At 62.1% G+C, this 17,785-nt stretch carries 12 protein-coding genes and 1 pseudogene; 7 read left to right on the top strand and 6 right to left on the bottom strand.

The window, feature by feature from the left end; genetic code table 11:
• Positions 1 to 27 precede the first annotated feature (27 nt).
• A complete protein-coding gene (locus tag ACMGF5_RS03625; RefSeq protein ID WP_115273973.1) occupies positions 28 to 882 on the top strand; it encodes a D-hexose-6-phosphate mutarotase in 855 nt (284 codons plus the stop codon).
• On the opposite strand, the gene hexR is transcribed toward ACMGF5_RS03625, so the two are convergent.
• Positions 875 to 1,738, bottom strand: a complete 864-nt coding sequence (gene hexR / locus ACMGF5_RS03620) for a DNA-binding transcriptional regulator HexR (protein ID WP_174141604.1) — start codon at positions 1,736 to 1,738, stop codon at positions 875 to 877. The two genes, ACMGF5_RS03625 and hexR, sit on opposite strands and share 8 nt — an antisense overlap.
• Before the next feature lie 211 nt (positions 1,739 to 1,949).
• On the opposite strand from hexR, the gene zwf reads away from it, so the two are divergent.
• Genes zwf through ACMGF5_RS03605 form a run of 3 tightly spaced genes read left to right on the top strand, consistent with a single transcriptional unit; the run spans position 1,950 to position 4,811 of the window.
• Positions 1,950 to 3,419 carry a glucose-6-phosphate dehydrogenase gene (gene zwf / locus ACMGF5_RS03615; protein ID WP_204918797.1) on the top strand — a complete coding sequence of 490 codons (1,470 nt, stop codon included), beginning with the start codon at positions 1,950 to 1,952 and terminating at the stop codon, positions 3,417 to 3,419.
• The gene (gene pgl / locus ACMGF5_RS03610) at positions 3,406 to 4,119 is read left to right on the top strand and encodes a 6-phosphogluconolactonase (protein ID WP_251962501.1); all 714 of its coding nucleotides are present in this window, start codon (positions 3,406 to 3,408) and stop codon (positions 4,117 to 4,119) included. Before zwf ends, pgl begins: the two co-directional genes overlap by 14 nt.
• Before the next feature lie 17 nt (positions 4,120 to 4,136).
• Positions 4,137 to 4,811: a bifunctional 4-hydroxy-2-oxoglutarate aldolase/2-dehydro-3-deoxy-phosphogluconate aldolase gene (locus ACMGF5_RS03605; protein WP_251962502.1), complete on the top strand. Its 675-nt coding sequence runs from the start codon at positions 4,137 to 4,139 to the stop codon at positions 4,809 to 4,811.
• A 201-nt stretch (positions 4,812 to 5,012) separates the two neighbouring features.
• Here ACMGF5_RS03605 and ACMGF5_RS03600 read toward each other — a convergent pair.
• The 4 genes and pseudogenes from ACMGF5_RS03600 to xseA form a co-directional block, all read right to left on the bottom strand.
• Positions 5,013 to 6,217: pseudogene (locus ACMGF5_RS03600) on the bottom strand (ISL3 family transposase).
• Positions 6,218 to 6,358: 141 nt separating this feature from the next.
• Positions 6,359 to 8,032 (bottom strand): 2-isopropylmalate synthase, encoded by a 1,674-nt coding sequence (gene leuA, locus ACMGF5_RS03595; RefSeq protein WP_115273975.1) that lies wholly within the window; start codon positions 8,030 to 8,032, stop codon positions 6,359 to 6,361.
• A gap of 400 nt (positions 8,033 to 8,432) precedes the next feature.
• On the bottom strand, positions 8,433 to 9,260 hold the full coding sequence (locus ACMGF5_RS03590) for a peptidoglycan DD-metalloendopeptidase family protein (protein WP_174141541.1): 828 nt from the start codon (positions 9,258 to 9,260) through the stop codon (positions 8,433 to 8,435).
• 3 nt (positions 9,261 to 9,263) lie between these two features.
• Complete coding sequence (gene xseA, locus ACMGF5_RS03585) at positions 9,264 to 10,643, bottom strand: exodeoxyribonuclease VII large subunit (protein WP_414157572.1); 1,380 nt, start codon at positions 10,641 to 10,643, stop codon at positions 9,264 to 9,266.
• A 216-nt stretch (positions 10,644 to 10,859) separates the two neighbouring features.
• Between xseA and ACMGF5_RS03580 the strand changes: the two genes are divergently transcribed.
• The 3 genes from ACMGF5_RS03580 (at position 10,860) to guaA (ending at position 14,677) form a co-directional block, all read left to right on the top strand.
• Positions 10,860 to 11,417 (top strand): hypothetical protein, encoded by a 558-nt coding sequence (locus ACMGF5_RS03580; protein ID WP_046784400.1) that lies wholly within the window; start codon positions 10,860 to 10,862, stop codon positions 11,415 to 11,417.
• Between the two features lie 86 nt (positions 11,418 to 11,503).
• On the top strand, positions 11,504 to 12,973 hold the full coding sequence (guaB, locus tag ACMGF5_RS03575) for an IMP dehydrogenase (protein ID WP_008094438.1): 1,470 nt from the start codon (positions 11,504 to 11,506) through the stop codon (positions 12,971 to 12,973).
• A gap of 126 nt (positions 12,974 to 13,099) precedes the next feature.
• Positions 13,100 to 14,677 carry a glutamine-hydrolyzing GMP synthase gene (guaA, locus tag ACMGF5_RS03570; protein WP_012316007.1) on the top strand — a complete coding sequence of 526 codons (1,578 nt, stop codon included), beginning with the start codon at positions 13,100 to 13,102 and terminating at the stop codon, positions 14,675 to 14,677.
• Between the two features lie 65 nt (positions 14,678 to 14,742).
• Here guaA and ACMGF5_RS03565 read toward each other — a convergent pair whose 3' ends face one another.
• The gene (locus tag ACMGF5_RS03565) at positions 14,743 to 17,691 is read right to left on the bottom strand and encodes a dermonecrotic toxin domain-containing protein (RefSeq protein ID WP_414157571.1); all 2,949 of its coding nucleotides are present in this window, start codon (positions 17,689 to 17,691) and stop codon (positions 14,743 to 14,745) included.
• Positions 17,692 to 17,785 lie beyond the last annotated feature (94 nt).

The following is a 17,785-nucleotide window of genomic DNA, read 5'->3' as shown; positions in this document are numbered from 1 at the left end:
TATCTCAAACAACAAGAGCTTGGAACCATGCCTGAACATCCGCTACATCGCTTCTTTTCCGTACAGAGGCCGAGGCCGACATTCGAGTGGGAGCGTTACCAGCAGCGCGATGTGCTGATCATCGATCACCCCTGCTGCCAGGCGGTTTTCAGCCGCCAGGGCGCACAGTTGCTGCACTTCCAGCCGGCCGGCGAGCGGCCATGGCTATGGTGCGCCGAACAGTGGCCGCAGGTGGGGGCAATCCGTGGCGGCGTGCCGGTGTGCTGGCCGTGGTATGGCCGCCACCCCAGCGAGGACCTGTGGCCGGCCCATGGCTGGGCGCGCCTGCTGGACTGGAAGCTGGTGGACAGCCGGGAGGACGAGGAGGGCGTGAGCCTGAAGTGGCGGCTGGACTTGTGCGACTGGCAGGTCGACCTGCATGCTCGCCTGGGCAGCCGCATGGAACTGAGCTTGAGTACCGAGCATCAGGACAGCGAACCCTGCCAGTTGAGCCATGCACTGCTGGCCTACTGGCGTATCAGCGACGTTTCCGAGATAGCGCTGTCCGGGCTTGAAGATATCGAAGGCTATGACCGTCTGAGCCGGCAAGCCTGCCGCGAGGAGGGCGCATTGAAGCTCAAGGGCGGCTGCCAGAAGGTCTACCCCGGCACGCCACGCGTGCAGTTGCAGGACCCCGCCTGGCAGCGTGAACTGTGTATCGATACGGGTGACAGCGACGATACTGTGGTGTGGCACCCAGGCAACCGCCCGTTGATGGGTGTGAGCGGGCGCGAGAGCCAGGGTTTCGTCTGTGTCGAGGCGGCCAGCGGCAGTGGCGAAGGCTTGAGCCTGGCGCCGGGGCAGCGCGCTCATTTGCGGCTGCAGGCGCACCGGCTCAGCTGAGTTCGTCGTCCTCGATCGGGTAGCGGCTGGCGTTGAGGCTTTCCTTGATCTTGCGCAGGTGCGGCTGGAAGTCCACGCCGCGGCGCAGGGTCATCCCGGTGGCGAGTACGTCGAGCACGGTCAGTTGGATGATCCGCGACGTCATCGGCATGTAGATGTCGGTGTCTTCCGGCAGCGGGATGTGCAGGCTCAGGCTGCACGCTTGGGCCAGGGGTGAGCCAGCGGCGGTCAGGCCGAGCACCGAGGCGCCGTTTTCCCGGGCCAGGCGCGCCACCTCCACCAATTCGCGGGTGCGCCCGGTGTAGGAGATGATCACGAACAAGTCGCCCGTGTGGGCCACAGAAGCCAGCATGCGCTGCATCAGCACGTCGGCGTGGGCCGAGACGGCGAGGTTGAAACGGAAGAACTTGTGCTGGGCGTCCAGGGCTACCGGGGCAGAAGCGCCCAGGCCGAAGAAGTGGATCTGCCGGGCCTGGATCATCATGTCCACGGCGCGGCTGACCTGCTGCGGGTCAAGCTGCTGGCAGGCACTGTCGAGCGAGGCGATGGCACTGGCAAAGATCTTCTGGGTGTAGGCTGCAGGATCGTCATCGGCCTCGACGGCGCGGCTGACATAGGCCGCGCCACTGGCCAGGCTTTGCGCCAGCTGCAGCTTGAGCTCGGGGTAACCGCTGACGCCGAACGAACGGCAGAAACGGTTGACGGTCGGTTCGCTGACCTTGGCCGCCTGGGCCAGTGCGGCAATGCTGAAACGGGTGGCTTGTTGCGGGTTGAGCAGGATGACTTCGGCGACTTTGCGTTCGGCCTTGTTCAGCTCGTCGAGGCGTCCCTGGATCTGCTCCAGGAGGTTTCGCACGCGGTCCATGGGTGTGTCCTTGGGTCGAGAAGACAGCCGGCTGGCGGAGCAGCAGGCTTTTTGCACAGTCGTCTATCGTACTGTCGGTGCGGGTGGCGCACCACTTATCTGTAACACTTGTGTGTAATGTTGTGGTTTTTACTACATTTTCTCTTGAAAACCGTATGTGAAAGCGGTATTCCTAGGCCAACTTTAGGAAAGAACCAACATCATGGCTGCGATCAGTGTTGAACCTTGCACCTTTGCCCTGTTTGGCGCCTTGGGCGACCTGGCATTGCGCAAGCTGTTTCCTGCGCTCTACCAGCTCGACCGCGCCAATTTGCTGCACGCCGATACTCGCCTGCTGGCGCTGGCACGCGAGCCTGGCAGCGTACAGGAGCACCTGAATACCATCGAGGCCCATCTGCGCAAGCACGTGGCGGAGGCTGATCTGGAGCCTGCGGCGCTGGCGCGTTTTCTGGGGCGTCTGAGTTACCAGCACCTGGACTTCCTGCAGCCGGAGGGCTACCAGGCCCTGGCTGAGCAGGCACCTGCCGAGCTGCCGTTGATTGCCTATTTCGCCACTGCGGCGGCCGTGTACGGCGCGATCTGCGAAAACCTCGACAAGGCGGGCCTTGCCGCGCGCACCCGGGTGGTGCTGGAAAAGCCCATCGGGCACGATCTTGAGTCATCGCGCCGGGTGAACGACGCCGTGGCGCGGTTCTTCCCGGAAAGCCGTGTTTACCGCATCGACCATTACCTGGGCAAGGAGACGGTGCAGAACCTGATCGCCCTGCGCTTCGCCAACAGCCTGTTCGAAACCCAGTGGAACCAGAACTCCATCTCCCACGTGGAAATCACCGTGGCCGAGAAGGTCGGCATCGAAGGCCGTTGGGGCTATTTCGACAAGGCCGGCCAGCTGCGCGACATGATTCAGAACCACCTGCTGCAGCTGTTGTGCCTGATCGCCATGGACCCGCCCAGCGAGCTTTCAGCCGACAGCATCCGCGACGAGAAGGTCAAGGTGCTCAAGGCCCTTGCCCCGATCACTGGCGAGGGCTTGAGTACCCGCGTGGTGCGCGGCCAGTACATCGCCGGCTACAGCGACGGCAAGCCGGTGCCGGGTTACCTGGAGGAAGACAACGCCAACGCCCAGAGCGACACGGAAACCTTCGTCGCCCTGCGTGCCGATATTCGTAACTGGCGTTGGTCGGGCGTACCGTTTTACCTGCGTACCGGTAAGCGCATGCCGCAGAAGCTGTCGCAGATCGTCATCCACTTCAAGGAGACGCCGCACTACATCTTCGCCCCGGAGCAGCGCTTGCAGGTCGGCAACAAACTGATCATCCGCCTGCAGCCGAGTGAAGGCATCTCTCTACGTGTGATGACCAAGGAGCAGGGCCTGGACAAAGGCATGCAACTGCGCAGCGGCCCCTTGCAATTGAATTTTTCCGACACCTGGCGCACCGCGCGGATTCCGGATGCCTACGAACGCCTGCTGCTCGAGGTGATGCGCGGCAACCAGAACCTGTTCGTGCGCAAGGATGAAATCGAATATGCCTGGAAGTGGTGCGACCAGTTGATCGCGGGCTGGCAAAGCGCCGGCGATGCGCCCAAGCCGTATGCGGCTGGGTCCTGGGGGCCGATGAGCTCGATCGCACTGATTACACGGGATGGGAGGGCGTGGTATGGGGATATCTGAATTGAATTTGCCGACATCGGTCAAGGCGCATCAGCTGAATGATGCCCGCGTACTTTCGGCAACATTGGCGGCTGATGTGGCCGAGCGCTTGCGCGCAGCCATCGCCGCGAAAGGGCGGGCTTGCCTGGTGTTGTCCGGTGGCCGCAGCCCGGTGCCGTTCCTGGAGAAGCTGGCGACCGAGGCCCTGGACTGGTCCAAGGTCACCGTCAGCCTGGCCGACGAGCGTTGGGTGCCGGTGGAGCACGCCGACAGCAACGCCGGTTTGCTGGCTCGCCATCTGTTCCAGGGGGGCGCTGCCAAGGCTCGTTTCGTCGGCCTGTATCAGCAGGCCGAAAACCTCGACGCAGCGGCTGCCAAGGCCGACCAGGCACTGGCCGATCTGCCGGCTATCGACGTGCTGGTACTGGGCATGGGCGACGATGGCCATACGGCTTCGCTGTTCCCCAACAGCCCGAATCTCGCCGAGGGCCTGGACCTGAACAGCAAGCGCCGTTGCCTGCCGTTGCTGGCCCCGAGCGTGCCGCACCAGCGCCTCTCGCTGACCCGTTCGCTGCTGGCCAGCGCCGCTTTCATCGCGCTGTCCGTGCAGGGCACGGGCAAACTCGCTACCCTGCGCGCCGCGCTGGCGGGCAACGACTTCAATGAAATGCCGATTCGCGCCTTTCTTCACGACCCCCTGGACATCTACTGGTGCCCATGAGCAAAGGATCCACTGTCATGACCACCCTTGAACGCCCCCAGCCTCTGCTCTCGATGGCCGAGAAAGCCGCCCGGATCGATGCGATCTGTGGGGCGGCGCGCATCCTGCCGGTGATCACTATCGCCCGTGAGGAAGATATCTTGCCGCTGGCCGATGCCCTGGCCGCTGGTGGTATCCGCACCTTGGAAGTAACCCTGCGCTCACAGTATGGCCTTAAGGCTATCCAGGTGCTGCGTGACCAGCGTCCGGAACTGTGTGTCGGTGCTGGTACGGTGCTCGATCGCGGCATGTTTGCCGCAGTCGAGGCGGCGGGCGCGCAGTTTGTCGTTACCCCGGGGATTACTCAGGACATCCTCGAAGCTGGAGTCGACAGCGATATCCCATTGTTGCCGGGCATCAGCACGCCTTCGGAAATCATGATGGGTTATGCCTTGGGTTATCGCCGCTTCAAGCTGTTCCCGGCGGAAATCAGCGGTGGCGTGGCAGCGATCAAGGCCTTTGGTGGCCCGTTCGGTGATATTCGATTCTGCCCTACCGGTGGCGTCAACCCGGCCAACGTGCGCAACTACATGGCGCTGCCTAACGTGATGTGCGTGGGTGGGACCTGGATGCTCGACAGCAGCTGGATCAAGAACGGCGACTGGGCGCGGATCGAAGCGTGTAGCGCCGAGGCGATGGCTTTGCTGGACTGATACTGAATTTGTTGTGTGCTTTACGGCTTATGGGGCGCTTGGTCGGCGCCCCTTTTTTTGCCCGGCGTTTTTGAATTGCCAGTGCCGACCCTTTCGCGGGTAAACCCGCTTTCACAGGCATTGCACAGCGTTCGAATTCTGTGAAGTCTCTATGGGAGCGGGTTGACCCGCGAAAGGCCGGTATAGGTTAAAAAAGGTTCTTCACGGATTGCCGGGAAAGTCATTCTTGATCTTCATGAAAAAGAACTCGCTGTCCCGGTAGCCGTAGGCCATCCGCTTGATCACCTTGATCCGGTTGTTGATACCTTCCAACTGACCCGTGTGCATTGGCCACCGCACCCTGCTCAGGATGCCGCGCCAGTATCCCTTCAGGCGTTTAGCGAACTGCTTCAGTGCCGGTATCGCGCTTTCATCAGCCAGACGTAGCCACTGCTTCCAGGCTGATCGCCAGCCCCAGGCGGTGGTGGGTGACCACAGAGCTTTGAGCTCTGCCTTCATCAGATAAACCGTCATCAGCGATTGGTTAGCCGCCAGCAGATCCTGCAGATGTACCTGCTGATCTTCTCGCTTGAGATTTTCTGGATTACGCAGCAGGAGCCACCGCGCTTGCTTGATCACCTTGCGGGCGGGCTTGTCATGGCGCAAGCGGTTGGCCTCGTCGACCCGCACCCGGTCAATTACCTCTCGCCCATACTTAGCGACCACATGAAACAGGTCATAGACCACGCGTGCCCGCGGGCAATGTTGGCGTACCTCCAGGTCAATGCGGTGTTCATGTCCATTGCCACTGCTTCGATCCGTGCACAGCCCTCCGGCCCCAGCTCTTCAAAAAAGGGTCTGACAGCAGCTCGGCTACGCCCCTCGCCAATCCACAGCACCCGGCGGGTATCGGCATCCAGCACCACGCTTGCATAGCGATGCCCTTTGAACAGAGCGAACTCATCCATTACCAAGCGCCTGGGCTGGGCCTTCGGTAGCTTCTCCAGTGCGTGTTGTAGCGCCCGTCGCTCCAGTAAGCGCACGCTGTCCCAATGCAAACCAAACAGCTCGGCGACGTGCAGGGTGGGCAGTCTTTGGCAAGACTGGATCACCGCTTCGGCCAAGCGCTTGGTCATCCGCGAATAGCGGTCAAGCCAACGGACTGATTCCATTCGCTTGCCGCATGCGCTGCACCCGACGCGCCGCAGCTCCACATTCAACCGCACTGCACGGCCAAGAATGGGTAGGTCACGGATTGAGCGCTGGCAGTATTCGTGGATGGTGGTGCTGGGCTGATGGCAGCCGCTGCAGGTGGGGAATCGGGTGGGCTGCGGAATCAGGTCGATCAGCAGGCCATCACCGTCAGGCCTGATCGCAATGACAGAAAAGCCCTCCCAGAAGGGCAGAAACGTATTAATATCGTGCACAAGAACGCCGGTTTGTAGATGTGTTTGCTCGCACGAACATCATCCATCAAACCGGCGTTCTTGTTTCTGTCTTTCCCGGGATTCCGTGAAGAACCAAAAAAAAGCCCGCATCAAAGATGCGGGCTTTTTTGGGGGGGCAAGTTACGCGGCCTTGGCCTCTTGCTGGCTCAGCGAGCGGTTCAGCGCGCTGAACAGTGCCTTGAAGCTGGCCGTGGTGATGTTCTCATCGATACCCACGCCGTGCACCGGGCGGCCACCGGCCACGCGCAGTTCGATGTAGGCCGCGGCCTTGGCATTGGTGCCGGCACCGATGGCGTGCTCGTTGTAGTCCATGATCTCCACCGCAACCGGCAGGCCGGCTACCAGGGCTTCGAGGGCGCCATTGCCCTTGCCGCGCCAGTGCAGGGTAGTTTCGCCTTCACCGGCGACTTCCACTTCCACTGCGCTGTGGCCGTTTTCTTCCTGCAGGCGGTGGCTGACCAGTGCGTACGGGCTGTTGGCCTGGAGGTATTCCTTGTGCAGCAGGCTGTAGATCTGCTGCGCGGTCATTTCCAGGCCAAGGCGGTCGGTTTCACCCTGAACCACCTGGCTGAACTCGATCTGCATGCGGCGCGGCAGGCTGATGCCGTACTCCTGCTCGAGCAGGTAGGTGATGCCGCCTTTGCCCGACTGGCTGTTGACGCGGATCACGGCCTCGTAGCTGCGGCCGATGTCGGCCGGGTCGATCGGCAGGTACGGCACTTCCCACAGCTCGCCTTCCTGCTGCTTGGCGAAGCCCTTGCGGATGGCGTCCTGGTGCGAGCCGGAGAACGCAGTGTGTACCAGGTCACCGACATACGGATGACGCGGGTGAACCGGCAGCTGGTTGCATTCTTCGACCACCTTGCGCACGCCGTCGATGTCGGAGAAGTCCAGTTGTGGGTCGATGCCCTGGGTGTAGAGGTTCAGTGCCAGGGTCACCAGGTCGACGTTGCCGGTACGCTCGCCATTGCCGAACAGGCAGCCTTCGGCACGGTCGGCACCGGCCATCAGGCCCAGTTCTGTGGCGGCGATGCCGGTGCCACGGTCGTTGTGGCAGTGCAGGCTGATGATCACGCTGTCGCGGCGGCTGATGTTGCGGCAGAACCACTCGATCTGGTCGGCGTAGATGTTCGGCGTGGCAACTTCCACGGTGGCCGGCAGGTTGAGGATGACCTTGTGCTCAGGCGTCGGGTTCCACACTTCGATGACCGCGTCGCAGACTTCCTTGGCGAAATCCAGCTCAGTGGCGCTGAAGGTTTCCGGCGAGTACTGGAACGTCCACTGGGTTTCCGGCTGCTGGGCGGCGTACTTGACGAACAGCTTGGCCGCGTTCACCGCGATGTCTTTCACGCCTTGCTTGTCCTGGTTGAAGACGATGCGGCGGAACGACGGGCTGGTGGCGTTGTACAGGTGGACGATGGCCTTCTTGGCCCCGCGCAGCGATTCGAAGGTGCGCGCGATCAGGTCTTCACGGGCCTGGGTGAGCACCTGGATGGTGGTGTCATCCGGGATGTGGCCATCTTCGATCAAGGTGCGCACGAAGTCGAAATCGGTCTGCGAGGCGGACGGGAACGAGGCTTCGATTTCCTTCACGCCAACCTGCACCAAGGTCTTCCAGAACCGCAGCTTCTTCTCCGAGTCCATCGGCTCGATCAGCGACTGGTTGCCATCACGCAGGTCCGAGCTGCACCAGATCGGCGCTTCGGTGATGGTCTTCGACGGCCAGGTACGGTCTGGCAGGTCGATGGTCGGGAAGGCGCGGTACTTCTTCGAAGGGTCTTTGAGCATGGTCATGGAAGCAATCCTTTTGTGTGCGGCCGAGATCGGGCCTGCCGAGCGATAACGAGATGAAGAGGCGAGGCGACGCGATCAGCCTGGTAGTCGGGCGCTGACCAGGCAGAGGCTGCGATGTTGTCGGAGCAGGATGAGGGTGCTGAAGGTTTTCATGCCTTCAACCCTAACCAGTGGGGTGAGGGATGGCAAGCACTGGCGAAAAATTGAGATAAATGCTTAAAAAAAGCTAAATAGCGAGATTTTATGGCTGTTATTTCTCTCGGGATTCGAGCTTATTGCGCTGTATTTTTTGATTGCGCAAATCAAGCTAACGCAGGCGAGGGTGCTGGCCTCTTCGCCGGCAAGCCAGCTCCCGGAAGGGGTTGGCAGCCGGCTTGCCGGCGATGAAGGCGCTACGGTATCAGGGCTGGAACGCACCAATGAAGATGGCCGGGTCCACCCGCGCATCATTCAGGCTGACATTCCAGTGCATGTGCGGCCCGGTCGCCCGCCCGGTCGAGCCAACCCTGCCCACCACATCGCCGCGACGCAGTTGCTGCCCCACGTTCACATCAACCTTCGACATGTGGCAGAACATGCTGATGAAGCCCTGCCCATGGTCGACGAACACCGTGCGGCCGTTGAAGAAATAATCACCCACCAGGATCACCTTGCCATTGGCCGGTGTCTTGATCGGCGTGCCCGCAGGCACCGCGAAATCGAGCCCCGCATGGGGGTTGCGCTCTTCACCGTTGAAGAAGCGGCGTACGCCGAACTTGCTCGACAGCGGGCCGCTGACCGGCTTGTCGAGGACCAGGTTGCTCGGCAGGTTCGGGCTGAAGCTGCGGTAGGCCTTGATCTGCTCGGCCAGTTCACGGTCGATGCGCTTGAGGTCGGCGGGGTGGGGGTTGACCTGGCGCTTGTTCTTCAGGGTGATGTGCTGCTCGGGGTACTTCTTGTTGCCCACGCTGAACGGCAGGCTGCGCCCGCCCTGGGTCAGCAGGGCCGGGCCGGGCTTGTGCGTCAGCGGAATGCCGACGATGGCCAGCCAGTTGTCCTGCTCTTTCACCACCAGCACCGGTTTGCCGTCGAAGCGTGCGCTCGGCGCCGTGGCCGCCGGGCCCAGATCGACCACGGCAACGCCGCCCGGGACGGGCTTGTTCAGGATGCGGGTGATGTAGCTGGCCTGGGCGCCGCCGGCCAGCAACAACAGGGATAGGGCAAGCAGAGGGGCAAACAGGCGGGGCATGTGTCAGTCCAGTAGGGAAAGGGTGACCGGAGTCAGGTGGTTGTCCTCGACCCGCACCTGCAATTCGCCCTCATTCAGGCGGGCTGTCAGGCGCTGGCCGTTGCGGGTTTGCTCGGCACTGCGGATGGCCTGGCCACGCTCATCGAGAAGGATGCTGTAGCCGCGTGCCAGGGTCGCCAGCGGGCTGACCACCTGCAGCGTCTGCAACTGCGCCTGAAAGCGCTGGCGGCGGTCCTTGAGCACCTCGCGCATGGCCCGCGGCAGCCGCTCGGCGAGGCTGTCCAGGCGTTGGCTGAGCAGTTTCAGCGTACGCCCCGGATGCTGCGCGGCCAGGCGTGTGTCGAGGCGCGCCAGGCGTTCGCGGCGCTGGTTGAGGCTCTGCAGGAAGGCGCGGCGCATGCGCATGTCCAGGTCGTCCAGGCGCTGTGCCTGCTGGCGCAAGCGCTCGCCGGGGTGGCGCAGGCGCCGGGTCAGCGATTCCAGGCGCAGGCGGTCGTGGGCCAGGCGGTTCTGCATGCGCAGCAGCAGGCGCCGCTGCAACCCTTCAAGGCGCTGCTGCAGCCCGCTGCTGTCGGGTGCCAGCAGCTCGGCGGCGGCAGAGGGCGTAGGGGCGCGCACATCGGCGACAAAGTCGCTGATCGACACGTCGGTCTCATGGCCCACGGCGCTGACGATCGGCGTGACGCAGGCCGCTATTGCACGCGCCACGGCTTCTTCGTTGAAGCACCACAGGTCTTCCAGCGACCCGCCGCCACGGGCCAGGATCAGGGCATCGAAACCGAGGCTGTCGGCCAGGCGGATGGCGCGCACGATCTGCGCAATGGCTTCGCGGCCCTGTACTGCTGTTGGGATCAGGTTCAGTTCGACCTGCGGGGCGCGGCGGCCGAACACGCTGATGATGTCGCGGATGACCGCGCCGGTGGGCGAACTGATGATGCCGATGCGCTGCGGGTGGGCGGGCAGCGGCTTTTTGCGTTCGGCGCTGAACAGGCCCTCGGCGTCGAGCTTTTCCTTCAGTGCCTCGAAGGCCAGGCGCAGAGCGCCGTCACCGGCCGGTTCGACGGTGTCGAGAATCAGCTGGTAGTCGCCACGGCCTTCGAACAGCGAGACCTTGCCGCGCACACGCACTGCCAGGCCATCGCGCAGGGCCTGGCGGACACGTGTGGCGTTCTGCCGGAACAGCGCGCAGCGCACCTGGGCGCCGCTGTCTTTGAGGGTGAAGTACATGTGGCCGGAGGCCGGGCGGGCGAGGTTGGATATCTCGCCTTCCACCCAGACGCTGCGGAACACGTCTTCCAGCAGCACACGGGCGCGGCCGTTGAGCTGGCTGACGGTGAGAACCTCGCGGTCCAGGCCGAGTCGTTCGAAGGGGTCTTTGATCATGGGGGCATGATAAGGGGGTGGGTGGGGAGCGCCAAGTGCAAGGGGCGAGATTTTGGGGGTGGATAATAGAGGAGCGGGGTGGGGGCGGGTGATGCCTTGAGTGTTGCAGCGTTGATGAATCGAGCGCCGCCCGCGGCCTTGCGCTGATCGGTCGCTACCTGAGCGCGTGAGCGGTAGAATTGCGCGATTACCGCAATCCCCAGGCCCGTTTCGCCCATGAACACCCAGAGCATCATCGTCCCGAAACTCTCCACCGTGCCGGTGCACGAGGCCCGCGCCCGGGCCATCCTGCGCTGGCTGGTACGCGAAAAAGTGGTCGAGGAGCAACTGACCACTTGCGGTCGCACCGGCAACCGCATGGGCCATGCCCTGGCCGAAGGCGCGCGCAAAATCGCCCTGCACCCGCAAAAGCTGCCGTTTGGCGCGCCGGTCAACGGCCTGGAAGTGATGCTCAAGCGCTGCATCTATACCCCCACCGAGGGTTTCCTCGAAGAAGCCGGCTGCCCCGAGTGCCGGCGCGAGGTGGGCGAACCCTTGTTCGAAAGCCTGGAAGAGTGGATGCCGGGGGTGAGTGACAACTTCACCTGCCCCTTGTGCGGCTTCGAGGACGACATCAATGGCTTCATTTACCTGCAGCCATGTGCCTTTTCCAACCTGGGGTTCATCTTCAACAACTGGGGCGAGGCCGGGTTTACCCAGGCCTTTCTCGACAGCTTCGCCGACTGGCTGGACCAGCCGGTGGCGGTGGTGCAGGTAAAACTGCCAGAACGCTGACCGAAGGCCCTTATTTTGCATTGAGCGGCGCGCCGTGGATGAGTATAATGGCGCGCTTCCATTTTTCCCGCCCGGGAGCCCCCGCGATGCTGCGTATCAGCCAAGAAGCCCTGACTTTCGACGATATCCTCCTTGTACCTGGCTACTCCGAGGTACTGCCCAATGAAGTCAGTCTCAAGACCCGTTTGACTCGTGGCATCGAGCTGAACATCCCTCTGGTTTCCGCCGCCATGGATACCGTGACCGAAGCGCGCCTGGCCATTGCCATGGCTCAGGAAGGCGGCATCGGCATCATCCACAAGAACATGACCATCGAACAGCAGGCCGGCGAAGTCCGCAAGGTCAAGAAGTTCGAGGCTGGCGTGGTCAAGGACCCGATCACCATCGAAGCCGACGCCACCGTGCGCGACCTGTTCGACCTGACCCGCCTGAACAACATCTCGGGTGTTCCGGTGCTGGAGAACGGCGACCTGGTCGGTATCGTCACTTCCCGTGACGTACGCTTCGAAACCCGCCTGGATGCCAAGGTGCGCGACGTGATGACGCCCAAAGAGCGCCTGGTCACCGTGCGCGAAGGCGCCGACAAGAACGAAGTCCGCGAGCTGCTGCACAAGCACCGCCTGGAAAAAGTCCTGATCGTCGACGACAAGTTCAGCCTCAAGGGCATGATGACCGTCAAGGACATCGAAAAAGCCAAGGCCTACCCGCTGGCCAGCAAGGACGACCAGGGTCGCCTGCGCGTCGGCGCTGCCGTCGGCACCGGCAAGGACACCGGCGAGCGTGTTGCCGCCCTGGTAGCGGCTGGCGTTGACGTGGTTGTCGTCGACACTGCCCACGGCCACTCCAAAGGTGTGATCGACCGCGTTCGCTGGGTCAAGGAAACCTACCCGCAAGTTCAGGTGATCGGCGGCAACATCGCTACCGGCGCTGCGGCCAAGGCCCTGGCAGAAGCCGGTGCTGACGCCGTCAAGGTCGGTATCGGCCCAGGGTCGATTTGCACCACCCGTATCGTCGCTGGTGTCGGCGTACCGCAAATCAGTGCCATCGCCAACGTTGCAGCGGCACTGGAAGGCACTGGCGTGCCACTGATCGCCGACGGCGGCATCCGTTTCTCGGGTGACCTGTCCAAGGCCATCGTCGCCGGTGCTTCCTGCGTGATGATGGGTTCGATGTTCGCCGGTACCGAAGAAGCCCCGGGTGAAGTCGAGCTGTTCCAGGGCCGTTCCTACAAGGCCTACCGCGGCATGGGCTCGCTGGGTGCCATGGCACAGGCGCAAGGCTCCTCTGACCGTTACTTCCAGGACTCCTCGGCCGGCGCCGAGAAGCTGGTACCGGAAGGTATCGAAGGCCGCGTACCGTACAAGGGCGCCCTGGCCGCGATCATCCACCAGCTGATGGGCGGCCTGCGTTCGTCCATGGGTTACACCGGCAGCGCAACCATCGAAGAGATGCGCACCAAGCCGGAATTCGTGCGCATCACCGGTGCCGGCATGGCCGAGTCCCACGTGCATGACGTGCAGATCACCAAAGAAGCCCCTAACTACCGGGTCGGCTGAAGCCTCCAGCGGTAAGTAGCAAGCTTCAAGCTCCAAGCGGTAGTTGCGTTGCAGCAGCTACCGCGTTTTCCCCGATCAACTTGCAGCTCGCAGCTAGACGCTTGCAGCTGCACCAGAGATTGAGTCATGGCCCTCGACATTCACGCTCACCGCATCCTGATCCTCGATTTCGGTTCCCAGTACACCCAGCTGATCGCCCGCCGCGTGCGCGAAATCGGCGTGTACTGCGAACTGCACCCGTTCGACATGGACGATGAAGCGATCCGCGAATTCAACCCGCGCGGCATCATCCTCGCCGGCGGCCCCGAGTCGGTCCACGAAGCCAACAGCCCGCGTGCACCGCAGGCCGTGTTCGACCTGAATGTACCGTTGCTGGGCATCTGCTACGGCATGCAGACCATGGCCGAGCAGCTGGGCGGCAAGGTCGAAGGTTCGGACCTGCGCGAGTTCGGTTATGCCCGCGTTGACGTGGTCGGCAAGAGCCGTCTGCTCGACGGCATCGAAGACCACGTTGATGGCGACGGCGTATTGGGCCTGGACGTGTGGATGAGCCACGGCGACAAGGTCACCCAGATGCCGGGCAACTTCAACATCCTGGCCAGCACCCCGAGCTGCCCGATCGCCGGCATGTTCGACGACGCGCGCGGCTACTACGGCGTGCAGTTCCACCCGGAAGTGACCCACACCAAGCAAGGCGGTCGCATCCTGTCCCGCTTCGTGCAGGACATCTGTGGCTGTGAAGCCCTGTGGACGCCTTCGAACATCGTCGAAGACGCCATCGCCCAGGTGCGTCAGCAAGTCGGCTCGGCCAACGTCCTGCTGGGCCTGTCTGGCGGTGTCGACTCCTCCGTGGTAGCCGCGCTGCTGCACCGCGCCATCGGCGACCAGCTGACCTGCGTCTTTGTCGACAACGGCCTGCTGCGCCTGCACGAAGGCGACCAGGTGATGGCCATGTTCAAGGAGAACATGGGCGTCAAAGTGATCCGCGCCGATGCCGAGAAGCAGTTCCTCGACAACCTGGAAGGCGAAGCCGACCCGGAGAAGAAGCGCAAGATCATCGGCCGCACTTTCATCGACGTGTTCGATGCCGAAGCCAGCAAACTGGACAACATCCAGTTCCTCGCCCAGGGCACCATCTACCCGGACGTGATCGAGTCGGCCGGCGCCAAGAGCGGCAAGGCCCACGTGATCAAGTCGCACCACAACGTGGGTGGCCTGCCGGAGGAAATGAACCTCAAGCTGGTCGAGCCGCTGCGTGAACTGTTCAAGGACGAAGTGCGCAAGATCGGCCTGGAGCTGGGCCTGCCGTACGACATGGTCTACCGCCACCCGTTCCCGGGCCCAGGCCTGGGTGTGCGTATCCTCGGTGAAGTGAAGAAGGAGTACGCCGACATCCTGCGTCGCGCCGACCACATCTTCATCGAAGAGCTGCGCAAGGCCGACTGGTACCACAAGACCAGCCAGGCCTTCGTGGTGTTCCAGCCGGTGAAATCGGTTGGTGTCGTGGGCGACGGCCGTCGCTACGCCTGGGTCGTGGCCCTGCGTGCTGTCGAGACCGTGGACTTCATGACCGCGCGCTGGGCGCACCTGCCTTACGACCTGCTGGAAACCGTCAGCGGCCGTATCATCAACGAAATCGACGGTATCTCGCGCGTGACTTACGACGTGTCGAGCAAGCCGCCGGCCACTATCGAGTGGGAATGAGTTGAGCCACGAGGGCGCCGCAAGGCGCCCTTGTTGTTTGCGGTTCGCAAAGTGGTTGATGGTCTTCAATGGGCTACATGACGCATGCCCCGCATCCTGAGGAAGATGTCCAGATCGGAAAGATGCTCTAGTCGTCGCTCATGAATGGTCGGCCAGTCTGGTCGCTCGATGTAATAGAAGCGTCCATCGCGTTTGACGGGGGTACGGCGCAGGCTAAGGTCGCGGCTGCGATTGATCAGGTACGTGTCGCTGTCGATATGTTCAAAGGTGTAGTCACCCGGCCTGATCAGCAATGTTTCAAAATCGGTCGCCGCTGTGGTGAATGGCTCAATCGAGGCGCGCAGCCGTATGTCGCTTTTCAGGTGCCAGACTTTGCCCCCCTTTTCTGGCGCGTCTACACCAGGGTCGACCGCATAGCTGTCGACGCCTCCGACCGGAGTATCCTCGACGCGCAACCCTACCACGCCTTCGGTTTCTGCCAGGCCTGTAACGCCATGGAAGTTATTGGCATGGGTGTTACCGACCAATGCGACCCATTTGCCTGGCCCGCGGGCAGCCTGGTCAGCTTCGATGATCAGGTGAGCATAGAAATTCATCATCTCCTGACGTGCCACGGGGGATGGTGGCGTTGCCCACGCCTGGCGGTAGCTTGCCATGCAGTCGATGGACTGGATACGCAAGCCGTTTTTCTGCGCCTCCAGCAATACCCGGCGGAAGGTGTATCGGCCTGCCAGGTCGGTCTGGTGTCCAAAGTCCTGTGCGGTGATATAGCGGTCCAGCGCTGTGGGCAGTTGGCCGCTGCGGTTGAAGGCGTCCAGGTCGGCCTGCTGGAAGTCGGTCGTGAAATGTTCCATGTACAACGTCTTGACCTTCAGCTTGCGTAGCACAGCCATGTTGTCGATCAAGAAGCGCTTGCTACCCAGGCTGCTATGCGCCTCGCCTACCACCAGGCCCTGGCTGTTCTCATAGATGTTTTGCAGGATCTGTTTTGGCGTTGTTCCGGGGATTATGTCTGGTAATCGAGGGCGCGCAGGCGCTTGCACAGTAGCCATGAAGTCGCGGGCATCCGTAGCCAGTTGCTCGCGAAGCGTGAGAAAGCGAGCGACGGCCGCTAGCCTGTCAGGGTCATGAATATTGATTCGCACCCCTGTTAGCTCTTCGTCTGCCACGTCTTTGAGTGAGGCGCGCAAGTCGGCAGGCACTTCGTAAGGTGTGGCGGCTAGCGCAGGCTGGCTTGTCCCGGTGGCGCGGCGCCCCCAGATTTTAAGCCTCGGGAGCATGCCACCCTTGAGCCCGCCCCGGTCGACGGGATACCAATGGCCCTCGTCATCCAGCCGGATGGGCTGGCTTTTGTAGAAAGAGAAGGGGGTCTCGGGAGGCACAATGGCCCAGGTTTTCAGCTCGGGCGCAAAGCGCACCTGATAGGGTAGCTCGTCGATCAGTACATAGAACTGCCCATCCTGCGTATAGATACCTTGGAGTGCTCCTGTGCCGGGCTCGCCGCTCAGTAGAACGTTGGTTTCGAATGGGCTAAGCAACGGCCAGCCTTCTGCGGGCTGGAACGGCGCAGGGACCCAGGCTTTCACCGCATCCGTCACGCTGGCATCCTCCTCCTCGCCCTGGACCACTTCGCCGGCCGTGGCTGGATCTTCTGCCGAACCTAGGTTTTTCCCTGTGCCTGCTTCAGTGACCTCGGCCAGTTCTGCAATGGGTTGCCCCGGCGCACTCAGGAGAAACGTGGCGTTGAACAGGGTTTCGATGGCCGAAAGAATTGCGCCTGTTACGCCTGCCTTGCGTTCGCAGGTTGTATGGCCACTGATCGCTTGATCGATATTGAGGCCAGTTTCTGCCATGCCGGCACCCACCAGGGCCAACGCAACGGGCCAGTCCACCGCAGCCATGGGGCCGAAGACTCTCAGCGACGCCCTCAGGTAGCCGATCCACAGTTGTTTGCGCAAATCGTCATTCGAGCGCAGGGAAACGTGCGCATCATCGAGCATTCGCTGATGGGCTTTGTCGCGCAGCCAGCTAAAAACATCGCCATCGATTCGCTGATCGAGCGTGTTAAGGCCGGAGTAATCATCTTTTCCCCAGCCTTGATACAGCAGGTCGACAAGGTGGTTGAGCCCGATGCTGGTATTGCCCTCGTCACGATCTTGGAGGGAGAAGTGCGCCATGAAGCGGGCCCGGTTTTCGGCCTGATTGCAGTGGTTGAGCACCCACCAGAACAGCGCCTGATCATTCTCGAACACCTGCAATGCATCGACATCGCCGGGCAAGTAGACAAGTTGCCTGCCATCTTGCATTTGTACGCGCAGGATATCCGTAGCCACATGTCCGCCGATATCGAATGTGCATGCACGAATACCCTTGCCCGTTGCAGACTGATGTTGCAGTGCTTCTATCGAAGGCGGCCAGGAGATGTCTCCCACCAAGGCTTGGGTGACTTCCCGGCAACACTTTGCAAGCCCTGACGTGGGGTCCTGTGCACAGGCTTCTAGCACTTTGCTCAGGAAGTTGGCCTTGGCCAATGTACGAAAGTTCTCGGAATGTGTTGACCAGAATGACTTCAACCGGCTTTTGAAGTGACTGGCGAAATCGACGCTCCAGAAGTGCTCCAGGACATTCCTCGCGTCGAGTCGCACTTCGTTGAGCTCGTCGTAGGCATCTTTGCCAGGGCCATCGCTGTAGAAACCGACGAGGTAGCCGAGCAAGTCGGCATTGTCCTGATCATTGGCATCGAAGCGGTGCATGACCAGCTGGGGCAATGTCAGGGACTCGTACGGTGGGTCCAGATGTTGCCATCCGTTGAAGGTTCTGGGGCTGCTGACGGCGGTGTGAAACCGGTGCAGATAGACGCTGTCGGGGTCATGTGCCTGCAAGCCATGCCGGTCAAGGATCTGCTGCGCGACCTCTCGCGCCATCTGGCGCATGTCCGGGCACGTTTCACTCACTTGCCTGGCCAGCTTGGTCAGCGAATCAAGGGTATCTGGTTGCGTTTTGCCAAGTAACATAAGGGCTCTCAAGGGTCGAGGGTGAGGGCCGGAAAGTGGCAGAAACGGTGCCGTGGTGGCGGTATATAGTGCCTGCCAGGTGTGCTCAGGGCAG

It is taken from the genome of Pseudomonas sp. BNK-15 (genome assembly GCF_047456105.1).
GTDB classification, from domain to species: domain Bacteria; phylum Pseudomonadota; class Gammaproteobacteria; order Pseudomonadales; family Pseudomonadaceae; genus Aquipseudomonas; species Aquipseudomonas putida_E.
Note: the sequence above shows the minus strand (reverse complement) of the source record. Positions and strands in the feature narration are given on the sequence as shown.